At 54.2% G+C, this 18943-nt stretch carries 12 protein-coding genes; 1 reads left to right on the top strand and 11 read right to left on the bottom strand.

All coding sequences use genetic code 11. The annotated features are described in order from the left end of the window. Positions 1-236: 236 nt before the first annotated feature. From fusA to rpsL, 3 genes are all read right to left on the bottom strand, one after another. Complete coding sequence (gene fusA / locus H924_RS02445; RefSeq protein ID WP_015650382.1) at positions 237-2366, bottom strand: elongation factor G; 2130 nt, start codon at positions 2364-2366, stop codon at positions 237-239. Between the two features lie 346 nt (positions 2367-2712). Beyond that, a complete protein-coding gene (gene rpsG, locus H924_RS02440; protein WP_015650381.1) occupies positions 2713-3180 on the bottom strand; it encodes a 30S ribosomal protein S7 in 468 nt (155 codons plus the stop codon). Between the two features lie 6 nt (positions 3181-3186). Then, positions 3187-3555 carry a 30S ribosomal protein S12 gene (gene rpsL / locus H924_RS02435; protein WP_015650380.1) on the bottom strand — a complete coding sequence of 123 codons (369 nt, stop codon included), beginning with the start codon at positions 3553-3555 and terminating at the stop codon, positions 3187-3189. Between the two features lie 327 nt (positions 3556-3882). Between rpsL and H924_RS02430 the strand changes: the two genes are divergently transcribed. Beyond that, positions 3883-4578 (top strand): DUF1707 SHOCT-like domain-containing protein, encoded by a 696-nt coding sequence (locus tag H924_RS02430; protein ID WP_015650379.1) that lies wholly within the window; start codon positions 3883-3885, stop codon positions 4576-4578. 28 nt (positions 4579-4606) lie between these two features. Here H924_RS02430 and H924_RS02425 read toward each other — a convergent pair whose 3' ends face one another. From H924_RS02425 to H924_RS02385, 8 genes are all read right to left on the bottom strand, one after another. Next, a complete protein-coding gene (locus tag H924_RS02425; RefSeq protein WP_015650378.1) occupies positions 4607-5389 on the bottom strand; it encodes a helix-turn-helix domain-containing protein in 783 nt (260 codons plus the stop codon). A gap of 371 nt (positions 5390-5760) precedes the next feature. Next, complete coding sequence (locus tag H924_RS02415) at positions 5761-9762, bottom strand: DNA-directed RNA polymerase subunit beta' (protein WP_015650377.1); 4002 nt, start codon at positions 9760-9762, stop codon at positions 5761-5763. 84 nt (positions 9763-9846) lie between these two features. Then, complete coding sequence (gene rpoB, locus H924_RS02410; protein ID WP_029703787.1) at positions 9847-13344, bottom strand: DNA-directed RNA polymerase subunit beta; 3498 nt, start codon at positions 13342-13344, stop codon at positions 9847-9849. A 413-nt stretch (positions 13345-13757) separates the two neighbouring features. Further along, entirely contained in the window at positions 13758-14732 is a 975-nt protein-coding gene (locus tag H924_RS02405; protein ID WP_015650375.1) for a DUF3068 domain-containing protein, read from the bottom strand. A 145-nt stretch (positions 14733-14877) separates the two neighbouring features. Next, positions 14878-15258 carry a 50S ribosomal protein L7/L12 gene (gene rplL, locus H924_RS02400; RefSeq protein ID WP_015650374.1) on the bottom strand — a complete coding sequence of 127 codons (381 nt, stop codon included), beginning with the start codon at positions 15256-15258 and terminating at the stop codon, positions 14878-14880. 76 nt (positions 15259-15334) lie between these two features. Beyond that, entirely contained in the window at positions 15335-15850 is a 516-nt protein-coding gene (gene rplJ / locus H924_RS02395) for a 50S ribosomal protein L10 (RefSeq protein ID WP_015650373.1), read from the bottom strand. 319 nt (positions 15851-16169) lie between these two features. Continuing rightward, positions 16170-17606 (bottom strand): phytoene desaturase family protein, encoded by a 1437-nt coding sequence (locus tag H924_RS02390; protein WP_015650372.1) that lies wholly within the window; start codon positions 17604-17606, stop codon positions 16170-16172. Positions 17607-17668: 62 nt separating this feature from the next. Next, the gene (locus tag H924_RS02385) at positions 17669-18940 is read right to left on the bottom strand and encodes an aromatic amino acid transport family protein (RefSeq protein ID WP_015650371.1); all 1272 of its coding nucleotides are present in this window, start codon (positions 18938-18940) and stop codon (positions 17669-17671) included. Between the last annotated feature and the right edge of the window lie 3 nt (positions 18941-18943).

Genomic DNA, 18943 nt, shown 5'->3' with positions numbered 1-18943 from the left:
ACGGCGTTGATTTTCAAACTACCAGCTACCCTGTGGACTTTCGCAGGGTAACGGCCAGCTAGATACATTGCAAACCACACTTAAATCTGCGGTCTCAATATCGCTAGCAGGCCACTACCCTACACCACCCTACGCGCTCTCTGACACGATAAAACACGCGGGGTGGCTATAGGAGGCTAAGCCTCCTATTGATGTGCCCTAGCGGCGCCCTGACACCGAAGTGTCGGAGCGTTTAACTAGGAAGCGGTGCCGTTGCGCTCAGCAATAACATCTGCCGCAACGTTGGCAGGGACCTCGGCATAGGAATCGAAGACCATGGAGTAGTTTGCACGACCCTGGGTCTTGGAACGCAGGTCACCGACGTAACCGAACATCTGGGACAGAGGAACCTTAGCCTTGACGACCTTAGCGCCTGCACGGTCATCCATGGAAGCGATCTGGCCACGACGGGAGTTCACGTCACCGATAACTTCACCCATGTAGTCCTCAGGGGTGGTGATTTCGACGGACATGATTGGCTCCAGCAGAACTGGCTTTGCCTTTGCAACAGCTTCCTTGAATGCCTGGGAACCGGCAAGCTTGAAGGCCATTTCAGAGGAGTCAACGTCGTGGTAAGCGCCGTCTTCAAGGGTTGCCTTGACGTTAACCAATGGGTAGCCGGCGAGGAAGCCGTACTGCATTGCGTCCTGGATACCTGCGTCAACGGAAGGGATGTATTCACGAGGAACACGACCACCGGTAACAGCGTTCACGAACTTGTAGATTGCGGATTCGCCCTCTTCAAGCTCTTCCTGTGCAGGTGCGTAAGGCTCGATGGAGATAACAACCTTAGCGAACTGACCGGAACCACCGGTCTGCTTCTTGTGGGTGTAGCTCAGGGACTCAACAGGCTTACGGATGGTCTCGCGGTAAGCAACCTGTGGGTCACCGATGTTTGCCTCAACCTTGAACTCGCGACGCATACGGTCAACAAGAACGTCAAGGTGGAGCTCGCCCATGCCGCCGATAACGGTCTGGCCGGACTCATCGTCAAGGTGCACGGTGAAGGTTGGGTCTTCTTCAGCAAGCTTCTGGATAGCAACACCCAGCTTCTCCTGGTCAGACTTGGTCTTTGGCTCAATTGCAACCTGGATAACTGGATCCGGGAAGTCCATGGACTCAAGAATGATAGGTGCGTTTGGATCGCAAAGGGTGTCACCGGTGGTGGTGTCCTTCAGACCAATGAACGCGTAGATGTTACCAGCGTGTGCAACGTCAACAGGGTTTTCCTTGTTAGCGTGCATCTGGAAGAGCTTACCGATGCGCTCTTTCTTTCCCTTGGTGGAGTTCAAAACCTGCTCGCCTGGCTCAACCTTGCCGGAGTACAGGCGAACGAAGGTCAGCTTACCGAAGAATGGGTGAGCTGCAATCTTGAATGCAAGAGCGGAAAGTGGCTCTTCATCAGAAGGCTTACGGGTAAGAACCTTCTCAGGATCCTTCACGTCGGTACCTTCGGTAACACCGAGGTCGAGTGGGGAAGGAAGGAAGTCGATAACTGCGTCGAGCAAAGGCTGAACGCCCTTGTTCTTGTATGCAGTACCACAGTAAACAGGGTAGATCTCAGAGTTGATAACCATCTTACGGATGGCGCCCTTGATCTCGTCCATGGTCAGCTCTTCGCCGCCGAAGAACTTCTCCATGAGCTCTTCATCGGACTCTGCAACGGTCTCGAGCAGCTTCTCGCGGTACTCAGCAGCCTTGTCAGCAAGCTCAGCTGGGATTTCCTCAACGGTAGCTTCGGTACCAATTGGGGTAACTCCACGCCAGGTCAGAGCCTTCATGGTCAGCAGGTCGATGACGCCTTCGAAAGCATCCTCGGCGCCGATTGGAAGCTGCATAACCAATGGCTTAGCGCCAAGGCGGTCTTCGATGGTGCCAACGGTGTAGTAGAAGTCTGCACCCAGCTTGTCCATCTTGTTAACGAAGCAGATACGAGGAACGTCGTACTTGGTAGCCTGACGCCAAACCTGCTCGGACTGAGGCTCAACACCTTCCTTACCGTCGAACACTGCGACAGCGCCATCAAGAACACGGAGGGAGCGCTCAACCTCAACGGTAAAGTCAACGTGGCCCGGGGTGTCAATGATGTTGATCTGGTTGTTCTGCCAGAAACAGGTAACAGCAGCGGAGGTAATGGTGATGCCGCGTTCCTTCTCCTGCTCCATCCAGTCAGTGGTGGATGCACCGTCGTGGGTCTCGCCGACCTTACGGTTAATACCGGTGTAGAAGAGGATGCGTTCGGTGGTAGTGGTCTTACCAGCATCGATGTGAGCCATGATGCCGATATTGCGAACCTTATTTAGGTCCTTAAGCACTTCTTGTGCCACAGTGGTACCCCAACTTATTGGTTGCGGCGCTACGCCTCTCACTGGGGTCTTAAAACACCAGGCTTTAAGACCCAAGTAATCAGTTTGACGCCTACGGATAATTCTCTTGTTACATTTTGCCACTAACTTGCGCTTTAGGCAGCATGCTGCTTATTTCACAAGTGAACAATCTATATAACTTTTTGCCTAAGCAAAGTTTAATCTCAGCCTTAAAAAGGCCTTGTACTGCATAAATGAGACTAAATGCCCAGTCACCACAAGCCACTCATAATGCCAACGTATTCCTTTATTGAAATATGTCAACAAGCAGTGAACAAGGGTGAATGGGCATTCATCTGGTGCAGAACTACCAGCGGTAGTGAGCGAAGGCGCGGTTGGCCTCTGCCATCTTGTGAGTGTCTTCGCGACGCTTCACGGAAGCACCAAGACCATTAGCTGCATCGAGGATCTCGTTTGCAAGACGCTCGATCATGGTGTTCTCACGACGCTGACGGGTGAAGGTAACCAACCAACGCAGAGCCAGGGTGTTGGCACGTGCTGGACGAACCTCAACTGGAACCTGGTAGGTAGCGCCACCAACGCGGCGGGAGCGCACCTCGAGGTCTGGGCGGACGTTGCCAAGAGCCTTTTCGAGGGTGCCAACTGGATCGGTGCCGGTCTTCTCGCGACAGATCTCGAGTGCACCGTAAACGATACGCTCGGCGGTGGACTTCTTGCCGTCCAAGAGGATCTTGTTTACGAGCTGGGTAACAACCTCAGACTGGTATACAGGATCCAGAACGACTGGACGCTTAGGAGCTGCTGATTTACGCATTTTTAATTATCCCCTCTTCGCGCCGTAGCGGGAACGAGCCTGCTTGCGATCCTTGACACCCTGGGTATCAAGTGCGCCACGGATGATCTTGTAACGAACACCAGGAAGGTCCTTAACACGACCACCGCGAACGAGCACCATGGAGTGCTCCTGGAGGTTGTGTCCCTCACCTGGGATGTAAGCGGAAACCTCAATGCCGGAAGTAAGGCGCACACGAGCAACCTTACGAAGTGCAGAGTTAGGCTTCTTAGGGGTAGTGGTGTACACGCGGGTACAAACACCACGACGCTGAGGGGAACCCTTCAGTGCCGCAGTTGCCACCTTAACGGTCTTATCATGGCGGCCCTTACGGACCAGCTGCTGAATAGTTGGCATGAACCATCCTTATTTCGGAGTTGTTCTTTTTAAGCTGACGTGACACCTCGGAAGAGACGAACACGATGGCTGAGTTTCTGATGGCGCGTGTTAATCGAGAAAAAGTGCCCAGACACGCAAAAAAGGGGGCTCTTTTGGGGGCCCGTCCAACATGTCACGAACAACCTACTCTAAAGCTCACATGCGCCACCGCGTCCCGGTAAACCAGGGGCGATACCAGCGCGTGTTTGCGAGGTGCCGTCAGTTCCCAACTACAAGAGCGGGACTCAGCCACTCATACTATCAGCTACGACCGGAAAAACCAAATCCCTTGTTAGAATGGTTCACATGACTGTTCCTCAAGGAAACGAACCAGTAAAGAAACTCGCTACTGACCTTAACCGAAATCAAGTCGTGAATGAACTTTCTGAAGCTGTTTCCCGAGGTCAAATCACCTTGGAGGAGTTTGAGCAGCGCTCCACCAAAGCGTGGAATGCCCGTCATTTAGACACTCTTATAGAGCTGATCTCTGACGTGAACGACAATCCCTACACTCTGCTTGGTCAACAGTTTCCCGGCGCTTCCTATGTGCCGGCGTTCTACGAGGCCGCTCCCCCAGCCATGCAAAACGCGGTAGATCCGGTCAATATTGTCCGAAACAGGATCACTGGCAATCCGAATGGCTCCAAAATGTCTTTCGCATTTATGGGTGGCACCGTGCGCAAAGGTGGATGGCATGTGCCTAATCTCCACAAGTCCTTCGCCATGATGGGTGGCAATCAGATCGACCTGCGCGACGCCTTCCTGGAGAGCGACCGCATTCAGATCAACGCCTACGCATTCATGGGTGGCATCGAGATCATCGTTCCCGAGGGTGTTTTTGTCATCTGTGACGGCATCGGCATTTTCGGTGGCTTCGAGCAGTCAGTTGATAAGGCCGGTGTGCTCAATCCCGCGCGCTTGCCAAACAACGCGCCCACGGTCCACGTCAAGGGCCTGGCGTTCATGGGCGGAGTCAGCGTAGTCACCAAGAAAAACATTTAAAAAGCTTGTCGACGCGCCCATCCACCACCTAAAAGTAAATGCTCAACACATACCCCGGTGCACTATTGAGATTAAACGTCTCGTATTTGTAGTCCCGCTCCCCCAATGTTGGGTGCCTGAAACGTTTGAGGCCAGATCCGAATGACAAAACATCAGCAGACGCCCAATTCTCACGGAAAACAGAACTTTTCTGATGGAGCTCGTCGATAAGCTCCTTTAAACCTGGCGCGCTGGGGCGCCGGGCGTACTCGAGGCGCAGTTTGGCAGCGAACTCCGCACTGAACTGATCTCGGTCCACCCAAAACTGCTCGGCTGTTGCGCCGATAAAGCAATGCCGCGCAGTGTTGGGCCGATCGGGCAGATCCTTCAAAATCGGGGCGTAAAGTTCCGCGCAGAGCCGATTTGTAGCCAAAATATCCATCTGCTCATTGCGGATCCACGCCGGTTTATCTGTGACCGCATCAACGATGTCCTGGAGGGGTGCCGTTGGGGTCTCTGCACTAGGTAGGTTGCGCGGATGGTCGGCGCGATAAGCCAAATTGTGAAGGTGTTCGCGCTCAATTGGGCTCAGCTGGAGAGCCTTAGCCAACGATTGCAATATTTCAGGCGATGCACCCTTGAGATTTCCGCGCTCAAACCGGATGTAATACTCCAAAGAAATGCCCGCCAGATCCGCGACTTCTTCCCGCCGAAGCCCCGGCACCCGACGATCACTCCACGGCTGCGTTTCTAGTCCCGCAGCGGCCGGCGTAATCCGTGCACGCCTGGTGGTGAGGAAATCCTTGACTTCCTGTTTGAGCAGCTCATCCATACCCTGCCATCTTAGAGGGGGCTTTTTGTGTTTCCTACCGCTGCCCACCAAATGACCCAGAACCACACTGCAAACGACGCGAACGTTCCGACCCATCCTGCGATCGAGATGACGGTGTCTTCAAAGTGGGTTCCCCACAGACCTAAACCGAACAAGATGGCACCAACTGCGATGCCAATAGATAGTTTCCACATAGTTATAAAACTAGGTCTGATCTGGGGATTTGCCTAAGAATATGGGGGTTAAGGGTTTTATTCCCCACGTCTGTGTACAAAAAAGAAAGGAGACCCTGGATCTACTTTTTCAAGTAGAACCAGGGCCTCAACTTCTCAGCGACCAATTAGCTGTGCTGGATTTAAGGTTTCCTTGCTCTAGAAAGCCTCATCCAATGGGACGGATGCGCCGGTGAACTCACCGAATCCATCGTCACCGTAAATCGACTCACCATAAGTTGGGATCGAGTATGCGGCGTTGCGAGCAGCCTCGGTTGGCTTGATGGAGATGTTGCGGTAACGGGAAATACCAGTACCAGCTGGGATCAGCTTACCGATGATCACGTTCTCCTTCAGGCCGATGAGCTTATCGGAGCGCTTGTTGATAGCAGCATCAGTCAGGACACGAGTGGTCTCCTGGAAGGACGCTGCAGACAGCCAAGACTCAGTTGCGAGAGAGGCCTTGGTGATACCCATGATCTCAGAACGCAGCTCTGCAGGCTGGCCGCCTGCGTTGATTGCCTCAGAGTTAGCCAGCTTTGCCTCGGAAAGGTCAACCAAAGAACCTGGAAGGAACTCGGTGGAACCGGACTCAATGACGGTACCGCGACGCAGCATCTGACGAATAATGATTTCGATGTGCTTATCGTGGATGGCCACACCCTGTGCACGGTAAACAGCCTGCACCTCATCGATGAGGTGCTGCTCCACACCACGGCGACCGAGGATCTCGAGCACGTCGTGTGGATCAGCTGCACCACGGAGCAGACGCTGACCAACGGTGACACGGTCACCCTCGGTCAAGGTGCGCTCAATGAAGGCACCAGCGTTGGATTCCATAGCCACGCGAGTGGATGCAAGACCCTGACGCTTGGACAGCTTCTCATAGACAACATTGTCCGAACCATCATCAGGAATGATGGTCAAGGTGTAGAAGTTGCCTTCATCCTCGAGGTGGATGGTTCCTTCAACAGAAGCAATTGGAGCACAGTTCTTTGGAACACGTGCTTCGAAAAGCTCCTGAACACGAGGCAGACCGCCGGTAATATCGCCACCGACACCACCCTGGTGGAAGGTACGCATGGTCAGCTGGGTACCAGGTTCACCGATGGACTGTGCAGCAACGATGCCGACAGCCTCTCCGATGTCAACCTGGTGGCCGGAAGCCATGGACTTGCCGTAGCACTTAGCACAAACACCGGTAGGAGTCTGGCAGGTAAGTACGGAACGAACCTTAACTTCCTTGATGCCCTTTTCAACCAAGAGATCGATGTTGAGTTCAGTCAGGTCGGTGCCTGCGGTGAGCACAACTTCGCCGTTGGCGTCGGTAGCATCGCCAGCCAACACACGACCGGACACAGAAGTCTCGATCAAGTCATGGCGGGTGTAGCCGGTGACAGCACCGGTTGCATCCAAAACCTCAGCAGCGACAGGAACGCGAACACCCTGACGGGTACCACAATCCTCAACGCGGACGATGACATCCTGGGCGACGTCAACAAGACGACGGGTCAGGTAGCCGGAGTCCGCGGTACGCAGTGCGGTATCGGCAAGGCCCTTACGAGAACCGTGGGAGTTGTTGAAGTACTCAAGAACTGTCAAGCCTTCACGGAAGGAAGTCTTGATAGGACGGGTGATGTAGTCACCCTTTGAGTTCACAACCATTCCCTTCATACCTGCAAGGGTCCAGATCTGACGCATGTTACCGGCAGCACCGGACTTCACGATCATTGGAATTGGGTTGTCATCTGGGTACAGATTCTCAACAGCCTGACCAACCTCGTCGGTTGCGTCCTTCCAGAGCTCTACGAGGCGATCGTAACGCTCGCGGGAAGTAAGCTTTCCGCGGCCGTACTTGATTTCGATCTGGCGAGCAGATTCCTCGTAGCGGTCCAGCATTTCTTCCTTGTTAGGAAGAACCAAAACGTCAGACATAGCGATGGTGACACCAGAGCGAGTAGCCCAGTGGAAACCAGCGTCCTTCATCTTGTCCATGGTCTGCGCAACAGTGATCATTGGGTACTTAGCTGCGAGGTCATTAACCACGTCGCCAAGCATGATCTTGTCGGTACCGCCACCCTTACGGACCATAACGCCCTCAAGGTATGGGTAGTTCCAAGGCAGGATCTCGTTGAAGAGCACACGACCCAAGGTGGTGGATGCCAACCAGGTTTCACCCTGGTTCCAACCGTCTGGGAACTGCTCTGCTTCAACATCTGCTGGTGGGCGCAAGTGATCCAGGCGGATACGCACTGGAGCCTGCAGGCCTAGTACTCCACGGTCATAAGCCATGATGGCTTCTGCCAAGGAAGAGTAGACACCCTTTTCTGGACCATTCTCATCTGCAGGTGCGTAAGCACCCTGACCGCCGAACTCATCAGCGTTCTTGAGCAGAGTCAAGTAGTACAGACCGGTAACCATGTCCAGACGAGGCATAGCCAAAGGCTTACCTGATGCTGGGGACAAAATGTTGTTGGAAGCAAGCATCAAGATGCGAGCTTCAGCCTGAGCCTCAGCGGACAGTGGCAGGTGAACTGCCATCTGGTCACCGTCGAAGTCAGCGTTGAATGCTTCACAGGCCAGTGGGTGCAGCTGAATAGCCTTACCCTCAACAAGCACAGGCTCGAAAGCCTGGATACCAAGGCGGTGCAGGGTTGGTGCACGGTTTAGCATCACTGGGTGCTCAGAGATGGCTTCTTCGAGAACGTCCCAAACCTCAGGACGCTGACGCTCAACCATGCGCTTTGCAGACTTGATGTTCTGTGCGTACTCGTTCTCAACCAAGCGCTTCATAACGAAAGGCTTGAAGAGCTCAAGTGCCATCAGCTTAGGCAGACCACATTCGTGGAGGCGCAGCTGAGGACCAACGATAATAACGGAACGACCGGAGTAGTCAACACGCTTACCCAGCAAGTTCTGACGGAAACGTCCCTGCTTACCCTTAAGCAAGTCAGACAGTGACTTCAATGGACGGTTGCCCGGTCCGGTCACTGGACGACCACGACGACCATTGTCGAAGAGTGCGTCTACAGATTCCTGCAGCATGCGCTTCTCGTTGTTCACGATGATCTCGGGAGCACCGAGTTCGATCATGCGCTTGAGGCGGTTGTTGCGGTTGATTACACGACGGTAGAGGTCGTTAAGGTCGGAGGTCGCAAAGCGACCACCGTCCAGCTGAACCATTGGGCGCAGCTCTGGTGGGATCACTGGGATCGCATTCAGAACCATGCCGGCTGGATCGTTGCCGGAACGCTGGAAGGCTGCAACAACCTTCAAGCGCTTCAGCGCACGCATCTTCTTCTGGCCCTTGCCATTGTTGATGATGTCGCGCAGTTCTTCAGCCTCAGCATCGAGGTCGAAGTTACGGATAAGAGCCTCGATGGACTCTGCACCCATACCACCGGTGAAGTAATCCTCGTAGCGGTCGATGAGCTCATCGTAAAGCTTCTCGTCGCGGATCATCTGCTTTGGAGCAAGCTTGATGAAGGTCTGCCAGACCTCATCAAGGCGATCGATCTCGCGCTGAGCGCGCTCACGGATGTGCTGCATTTCCTTATCGGCTGCAGCCTGTACCTTGCGGCGTGCTTCAGCCTTAGCGCCAGCAGCCTCAAGTTCAGCAAGATCCTCTTCGAGCTTTTCTGCACGCTCTGCGATATCGGATTCTGCGTCTGCCTCAACGTCCTTCTTCTCCAGCAGCATTTCTGCTTCTAGAGTGGTCTGGTCGCTGTGGCGAGCCTCTTCATCAACGCTGGTGATGATGTTCGCACCAAAGTAGATGATGAGGTCGAGATCCTTAGGAGCCAGGTCCAACAGGTAACCAAGGCGTGAAGGAACACCCTTGAAGTACCAGATGTGGGTTACCGGAGCGGCGAGCTCAATGTGGCCCATGCGCTCACGGCGAACCTTGGACTTTGTGACCTCAACGCCACAGCGCTCACAGATGATGCCCTTGTAGCGGACGCGCTTGTACTTGCCGCAGGCGCACTCCCAGTCGCGGGTAGGACCGAAGATACGCTCGCAGAACAGACCGTCCTTCTCAGGCTTGAGGGTTCGGTAGTTGATGGTCTCCGGCTTCTTAACCTCGCCCTTAGACCAACGACGAATGTCGTCAGCAGTGGCCAGGCCGATGCGGAGCTCATCGAAGACGTTTACGTCGAGCACGTAAAACTCCCTTTCACCCCAGGACCCTGTCGGGTGACCGGGGGATGTATGGCTTGATTTCTAGCTTGTGGGTTTTCTGATCTGCTATGCGGTATCAGCGTCGGAACGCTCGTCACGAGACAAGTTAATGCCCAAAGAGGCACCTGCCTGATCGAAGTCGTCATCGTCGCCCGCGAGTTCCATTGGAGTACCGTCCGCGGAGAGAACCTCCACGTTAAGGCACAGCGACTGGAGCTCCTTGAGGAGAACCTTGAATGATTCCGGAATACCGGGATCTGGGATGTTCTCGCCCTTAACAATTGCCTCGTAGACCTTGACACGGCCGACCACGTCGTCAGACTTGATGGTCAGCAGTTCCTGGAGGGTGTAAGCAGCGCCGTATGCCTGCATTGCCCACACCTCCATTTCACCGAAGCGCTGGCCACCGAACTGAGCCTTACCACCAAGCGGCTGCTGGGTGATCATGGAGTATGGACCGGTGGAACGAGCGTGGATCTTCTCGTCGACAAGGTGGTGCAGCTTAAGCATGTACATATAACCGATGGAGACCGGGTATGGGTACGGCTCGCCGGAACGACCATCCATCAAGGTGGCCTTACCATCCTTGTTAACCATGACGTCGCCATCGCGGTTTGGACGGGAGTTAGCCAACAGGCCTACGAGTTCTTCGTTGGAAGCACCGTCGAACACTGGGGTTGCAGTCAAAGAACCTGCAGGAACTTCATAAAGTTCCTTAGGCAGAGTCTTGATGAGCTCAGCGTTCTTTGGATCCTCAGGATCCACGGACCAACCAGCAGAAGCTAGCCAACCCAAGTGGGTCTCAAGAACCTGACCGATGTTCATACGACGAGGCACACCGTGGGTGTTCAAGATGATGTCGACAGGAGTTCCGTCAGGAAGGAATGGCATATCCTCCTGAGGCAGAATCTTGCCCACAACGCCCTTGTTACCGTGGCGGCCAGCGAGCTTATCGCCGTCCTGGATCTTGCGCTTCTGGGCAACGTAGATACGAATCATCTCGTTGACACCTGGGGCTAGATCGTCGTCATCCTCGCGGGAGAAGTGACGCACGCCGATGACCTTGCCGGTCTCGCCGTGAGGCACCTTCATGGAGGTATCGCGGACTTCGCGAGCCTTTTCGCCGAAGATGGCGCGCAGCAAACGCTCTTCTGGGGTGAGCTCGGTTTCGCCCTTAGGGGTGACCTTGCCAACCAGAATGTCGCCATCACGAACATCTGCACCGATACGCACAATACCGCGCTCGTCGAGGTCCTTGAGGACTTCTTCAGAGACGTTAGGAATGTCACGGGTGATTTCCTCGGCACCAAGCTTGGTGTCGCGGGCATCGATCTCGTGTTCCTCGATGTGTACGGAGGTCAGGATGTCCTGCTCCACAATGTTCTGGTTGAGGATGATTGCATCCTCGTAGTTGTGGCCTTCCCATGGCATGAAAGCAACCAGCAGGTTGCGGCCGAGGGACATTTCGCCATTGAAGGTACCAGGACCATCGGCGATAACCTGTCCAGCTTCAACGCGGTCACCAAGGTTAACCAGAGGCTTCTGGTTGTAGCTGGTGCCCTGGTTGGTGCGCTGGAACTTACGCAGCATGTAGGTCTCGCGCTTGCCGTCATCAGCCATGATGGTGATGATGTCAGCGGAAACATTTTCTACAACACCGGCGACAGGGGTAATAACCAGGTCACCTGCGTCATAAGCAGCGCGCTGTTCCATACCGGTGCCCACGAATGGAGCCTCGGCGCGGACTAGTGGCACGGCCTGCTTCTGCATGTTCGCACCCATGAGGGCACGGTTAGCATCGTCGTGCTCGAGGAATGGAATCATCGCGGTACCGACAGAGACCATCTGACGTGGGGACACGTCCATGTAGTCAACCTCTTCGCGGTTAACCATGGCGATGTCACCATCTTTTAGACGGACAGTGACGGTTTCGTCGGTGATGTTGCCATCTTCGTCATAGTTGGTGTTTGCCTGTGCAACCACATAGCGATCTTCCTCATCAGCGGTGAGGTAGTCGATCTGGTCGGTGAGCTTACCCTCAACGATGCGACGGTATGGGGTCTCAATGAAACCGAATGGGTTCACTCGAGCATAGGAAGCCAAGGAACCGATCAGGCCAATGTTTGGACCTTCGGGGGTTTCAATTGGGCACATACGGCCGTAGTGAGAAGGGTGAACGTCTCGAACTTCGATGCCGGCGCGCTCACGGGACAGACCACCCGGGCCAAGAGCTGACAAACGACGCTTGTGGGTCAGACCCGACAAAGAGTTGTTCTGGTCCATGAACTGAGACAGCTGGGAAGTTCCGAAGAACTCACGGATAGCCGCAGAAACAGGACGCACGTTGATCAGGGAGGTAGGAGTGATGGACTCCGCATCCTGAGTGGTCATGCGCTCACGAACAACACGCTCCATACGGGAGAGGCCGACGCGAACCTGGTTCTGGATCAATTCGCCCACAGTACGCAGACGACGGTTACCGAAGTGATCGATATCGTCGGTCTCGACTGGGATCTCTTCACCACGAGGGGAAGTCATAACGCGCTCACCTGCGTGCAGACGCACGAGGTATTCGATGGTGGTTGCGATGTCCTCTTCGGTGAGAGTCATCAAACCATCGTGGTCGCCACCAAGTCCGAGCTTGCGGTTGATCTTGTAACGGCCAACGCGGGCCAGATCATAACGCTTTGCGCGGAAGAAGCTGTTGTCCAGGAGGGACTGTGCAAGGTCGCGGGTAGGCTGCTCGCCTGGACGCTGCTTGCGGTAGATCTCCAGCAGAGCCTCGTCGGTGTTTGCAACACCATCGGACTCCAGGGTGGACATCATGATCTCAGAGAAGCCGAAGCGCTCAGTGATCTGTTCGGTGGTCCAGCCCAGTGCCTTCAAGAGCACGGTGACAGGCTGGCGACGCTTACGGTCGATGCGGACACCAACTGAATCGCGCTTATCCACGTCGAATTCCAACCACGCACCGCGGGAAGGAATAACCTTCACGGCGTGCAGTGGACGCTCGGTGGACTTGTCAATGGTCTGGTCGAAGTAGACGCCCGGGGAACGGACGAGCTGGCTCACGACAACACGCTCGGTTCCATTGATGATGAACGTTCCCTTGTCCGTCATCATTGGGAAATCGCCGATGAAGACAGTCTGAGACTTGATTTCACCGGTGGTGTTATTGACAAATTCTGCGGTCACATAAAGTGGGGCCGCATAGTTGATGTCTTTTTCTTTAGCCTCGTCAATGGTGTTCTTGACGTCTTCGAAGCGTGGCTCCGAAAGGCTTAGGGACATATTTCCAGAGTAATCCTGGATTGGGGAGAGTTCCTCGAGAATGTTCTCAAGGCCGCTTGTTACGCGGGCTCCCTCGCCGAACTCTTCTTTCTGACGAGCGCGCCATTCAGGCGTGCCGATCAGCCAAGAGTAAGAATCGAGTTGTAGATCTAGTAGCCCGGGCACCTCAATGGGCGCAGACACCTTCGCGAATGAATAACGCTGCGGTGCGCCGGGAATATCGACGACTGACTTGGTCTGGCGGGAGACTGCCAAGATGGGTCCTTCCAGCACCTCACGCGGGTGAGTGACACGGGGCTGGTCAAGGCCCGTGCGCAAACAGCACCGCTGGTATTTTGAGCAATTGGTCTGCTGAGGAATTTACACAACCGATTCGACCTCAGATAGCACTGAATGACCTTGTCAAATCGGTTTTTTCAAACCACCTTGAACAAGGTCTTGAGACTATCGGAACGAAAAAGAGACACAAATTCCAACGCAACGACTCAGCTTATACCACATGAGCGCAGAAGTAAAGAGGAGATTTCTTAAACCGGATACCCACATGATAACGGGACATTCTTCGGTTCTGGCCACTCCGCTTTGGCCTTCACAAGGGCACCCTAGCAAATAACCCCCCAGTTTTCGCAATTCAGCGCGCCCTAGGGCGCGAGATAAATTCAGCGAAAGTGCCCCCAGCTGGGGTTTTAAGCTTTTCGACGCTTTTTTGCAAAGACTCCAAAGCTACCCAAAAGACCCAGCAAAATTAGTACTGCACCAACACCAATTCCAACCTTATTTAAGGTCTCAATTACTTCTGCATCGGGAATTTCGGCGGCCTGTTGCACCAGCGCAGCCACGGCAGCATCGTCGAGGGAGGCGTCGAAAAGCAGTTTTTGTTCGTATTTTTGCCCGCTGCGGTCGCCATAATAATCATTGATATTTTCGGCCAAGTCCACCAACAAACCAGTCTTTTGATCTACCCAGAAGTCGCGGGTGACATTGTGATAAAGATAACCGGTGGTGGTGCCGCCATCCTCCTTTGTCAAGGTGGTGGTGTTATTTGAATCGGCAAAGGATTCCGCCACGTTGGCATTATCAATGACCTGGCGGTAGTGCATAATCTGGCGGCCCTCAAGCTCAGTGGATTCCACAAAATCAGCTGGCATCGCCTTGCGCAGCGTGGGATCAAGCACGTTATAGGTGGTGGCTGCAGCGTCCGTGGGGAATTTCAACCAAATGCCATCCACGGAATACTCCACTGTGGGGCTGGCTAGCTGGTTGGTCAGTGAGATATCGGAGAGCACCTCTCCACTGAGGCGATCAATACGCAGGCTGGACACCGTGGCTGAAAGCAGGCGTTCCTGTTCAAAGCCTTGGGTGTCAGGATTGCCGCGCATATAGGTATCTCCAATGCGGATGGTTGCTTCTTCCGCACTGGCTGGATCCATAACCTCAAAATGCAGCTGACGGGTCACAGGGGTGGTCACCACACCCGCTGCGGGGTCAGAGTTAATGGTGGTCTGGGCGTCCGCATCATGAAGCACATAGGTGGTGGCCTCGAGGTCGAGGGGCAGTCGACCGTCGGCATGCACAAAGCGCGGAGCTACAAGGCCCCACACCACTAGTGCCACACCTATTCCGAGCAAGAGCGCGGAGATAATCCTGGATTTAGGCAGCATGTCGTCGATGTTACCGGAAGGCCTGTCTGACTCTATATATGGACGCCACTAGCCCGTGAATCCGCCCACCGTTTTTAGACATGGGAAAACCCCATCCCAGCTGGAGTAAATCCAGTGGAGATGGGGTTTAAGAGTAAGAAAGTTCTTACTTAAGGGTGACCTTTGCGCCAGCCTCTTCGAGCTTAGCCTTAGCAGCCTCAGCGTCGTCCTTGTTTGCGCCCTCGATGATAGCCTTAGGTGCGCCCTCAACGAGCTCCTTAGCTTCCTTCAGACCAAGACCGGAGACGAGCTCACGGACAACCTTGATGACGCCGATCTTCTTTGCGCCTGCATCTTCGAGAACGACGTCAAACTCGTCCTTCTCTTCAACAGCAGCAGCTTCGCCGCCTGCAACAGCAGCAACTGCAACTGGAGCAGCAGCGGTAACTTCGAAGACCTCTTCGAATTCCTTAACGAACTCAGAGAGCTCGATGAGGGTCATTTCCTTGAAAGCCTCAATGAGCTCGTCCTTGGTGAGCTTAGCCATGGTGGCATCCTTCCTGTTGGTGGGTGTTTACACACCCGAAAAAATATGGGGTAAAACTTTTGCGCCGGATGGCGACTTAAGCTTCCTTCTTCTCCTGGAGCGCAACGGCGAGGCGTGCGACCTGGGAAGCAGGAGCGTTGAACAGGCCTGCGGCCTTTGCCAAGTTGCCCTTCATGGCGCCGGCAAGCTTTGCGAGAGTGGTCTCGCGGTTGTCCAGCTCAGCAATTGCGTTAACCTGAGTAGCGTTAAGCGCCTTGCCATCCATGTAGCCACCCTTGACTACGAATGCCTTGTTCTCTTCGCCGAATTTCTTCAGCACCTTAGCGGTATCGACTGCTTCGCCCTTGATGAAGGCAACAGCGGTCGGACCGGTCAGGAGATCATCAAGGCCCTCGACGCCAGCTTCTTTAGCGGCGATCTTAACAAGGGTGTTCTTGGCGACGGAGTACTGGACATCGAATCCCAGTGCTTTACGCAGTTCGGTGGTCTGAGCCACGGTCAAGCCACGGTACTCGGTGAGTACGACGGTGTCGGTCTCAGCGAAACGTGCCTTGAGCTCTGCCAAAGCTGCTTCATTTTTAGGGTTTGCCATTACTTCGCCTCCTTTCCTCTTATGTGTAATCTACTGATCCGCGGAGCTTTACTCACAAGAAAAACTCATGAAAAAAGCCCCGTGCAAGAGCACAGGGCGCAATATATTCCATAAAAGGAACCTAAGGCGATCAAGTGTCTCCTGCGTGGGCCGTTCCTGAAGAGGAATCCTTCGATTCGCATAATTGCAAATGACCTACGGTCTTCGGTGAACCTTGAGCTCGATCGGCCAAATGCCGATCGTTCAAACTTCGATGACTTACTCTAGAGCAGCCTTCCATAATAAACAAATCCGCACCTAGTGCCCGTCGAAAAGCGTTTTAATGGTGGTCAGCTAGCACGGCGCGCGCGGCCCACGCGCCCGGCATGCCATGCACTCCCCCACCCGGCGCGTTAGACGCCGACGCCATATAAGTTTTGGGGCCAAGTTTAGAAGGCATCCGCACAATAGACTGCAGACCATCAGTGGCGCCGGCAGCCACATCACCGCCCACCAAATTTGGATTCCAGTCCTCTAATTGGTTGGCATCAGTTGTCACCGCTTGAATAACGCAGTCCCTAAAGCCCGGCGCAAAACGTTCAATCTGATTAGCAATCAGGCCACCTGCCCGCTTATCGACGAAACCCCGCGGTACATGTGCGTAGGCCCAGACCACGTGCTTGCCCTCTCGGGCGCGCGTAGGATCTGCAGCTTGTTGTTGACACACCAGAACAAAGGGGCGATCTGGCATTCGTCCGGCGGCGGCTTCTGCTTCAGCCAAGCGGATTTCATCGGCAGAACCACAAACATGCACTGTGGTTGCGTTGGCTACCTCGGGATTCTTCCAAGGGATCGGACCATCAAGGAGGAAATCGATCTTGTAAGAAGATGGCCCATAACGCCACTTTTTCATTTTGCGCTCAATGGAATCTGCAACCTCAACACCTTTGAGGCGCAATACCTGCGCTGGCGTGAGGTTTAACACGATGGCATCGGCAGCTTTAAACCTACTGAGATCCTCAATGGGCTCTTCTAGATGGATTTTTCCGCCATGTTCTGCGACTACGGCAGCCAGCGCATCGGCAATTGCTTGAGTTCCACCCACTGCTACCGGCCAGCCGCGCGACATGCCCAGCGCATTAAAAAGCAATCCAAAAGCTGCGGTAAGTGGCTTATCTGGCGGAGTAATGGCGTGCACTGCAGAGCCACTAAATAGCGCGCGGGCATCTTCAGTTTCAAAGGCGGCATTGGCCAAGGTGCGCGCTGGTAAAAGAGCTGCTGCTCCAAATTGCACCATCCGCAAAGGATGCGGTGGCATACGCAGCACCGGACCTAAGACATTTTCTAAGTGCTTATCAATATTTTTAGTAATGGAGCGATGTACACGCTTCCAATGGCGCGCATCTGCTCCCAACCCTTGGGCAGTGTCATTAACACCATGTTTTAGAAAAGCTGCGTGGCCATCATCAAAAGGATGGGCCATGGGATATTTGGAGTGCGCCCATTTAAGGCCATGTTCTTCTAATCCCAATTTGGAGAACACCGGGGAGGCAATTCCAAAAGGATGGGCAGCTGCACCCAAATCACTAATGGTCCCCTCCCCCAATAACGACTGGGAGCGAGCCGCTCCACCGAGGTGGGGGCTCGCTTCATAGATGTCTACTTGCCAGCCTGCTTGGGCTAACAATGCACCGGTAGTTAAACCATTGGGGCCAGCGCCCACGATGACTGCATGTTTGGAGTTTTGTGAGTGCTGTGCGGTGCCGTTATCTGTCACAGCACCTACGCTACCGCGAAACCAAAGGAATTACCTTATCTTAAGCTAATTTTATGCCGGATTTATGCCCAACCTGCAGGAACCAGACCGACGATAGCAAGCACGGAGTAAACAAAAGCCAGCGCATAAACAGCAATCAGCAGGAACTGCAGTACTGGGTGTGCCTGCCAGGTTGCCATCCATACTGGCTGCCTATCACCATTCTTTCGAGCTGCGCGCAGCAAGAGCACGGGGATGATGGACATAGTCGCACCGGCAAAACCGCCGGCATAACTAAGTGCTGCCACAAAGCCCCCAAGACCTGCGATGGAGATCAACAGTGGTGGAATGACTGTCAAAGCCACTGCCACGGAACGCTGCCAACCAGATTCTGGCCAGTGGCGAATATCCAACACATTGCGCATTGCAGTAAAGCCGATGGCAATGAAAGAGGTAAACATAGCCAAGAGAGCAAAGGCGTTAGCCAGATAATAAGCAACAGGTCCGAGAGCATCTCCCCAGGAAAGGGTGACAACTTCACTGACGTTGGTGCCCAGCAAACCAAGAGCTGCAAAAGGAACAGCAGCCAGGGTGACGCCGGTGGCAACCATGCCGATGATGATGGAACGTGGCACTGCTTGTGGAGATGCTGGATCTACGCCGCGGGCAATTTCAGGAACCACATACTGTGCCAAGAAGGTAAACACAGCCAGGTTCATGATGGGCACGATGTAGAAAGGATGGAAAACAATGAGGTTTTCCGCGTAGATTCCCGGTCCCAAGATGGTCCAAGCACACAAGGTAACAATGATTAATGCCATACCCGTGGTGATCAGGCCTTCTACAAAACCTGCAGCGTGCAAGCCCTTCACCATTACGAAGGTGCCAAGTGCAAAGAACGCCAAGGTACCCACGATGGGAGGCAATCCTGTGAGATTGGAAATTAGAGAACCCGAGCCGGAAGCATAGGCAATCAGCGCGCCAATGCTGTTAACCACAATGGCTACGAAGATCAGCCAGCGGCCCCACTGTCCCAGATACTTTTCTGCCAAACCCGAAAGCTGTAGTGGCTTATTGGTGCGCAGGGAAACTTCCGCGATGTAGAGCATGGAGATGGTGGTCAAAGTACCAGCGATAAGCAGTGCTACCACCAATGCCAAGAAACCACCATTACGTGCTGCATAAGGAAGGCTGAGGATTCCGGCGCCGATATTGGTGCCGTAGATTAGCGCCACACCTTGGGCAACGCTGAGGTATTTGCGGCCATGGGAGGTCTCAGGGGTGTGCTCCGCAGGCGGCGAGGTGTCAGAAGTTACCGGCACAGCAGCTGCTGTGGAGAGAGGTTCGGTGCTCATGGT

This window comes from Corynebacterium callunae DSM 20147 (assembly GCF_000344785.1).
Lineage (GTDB): Bacteria > Actinomycetota > Actinomycetes > Mycobacteriales > Mycobacteriaceae > Corynebacterium > Corynebacterium callunae.
Note: the sequence above shows the minus strand (reverse complement) of the source record. Positions and strands in the feature narration are given on the sequence as shown.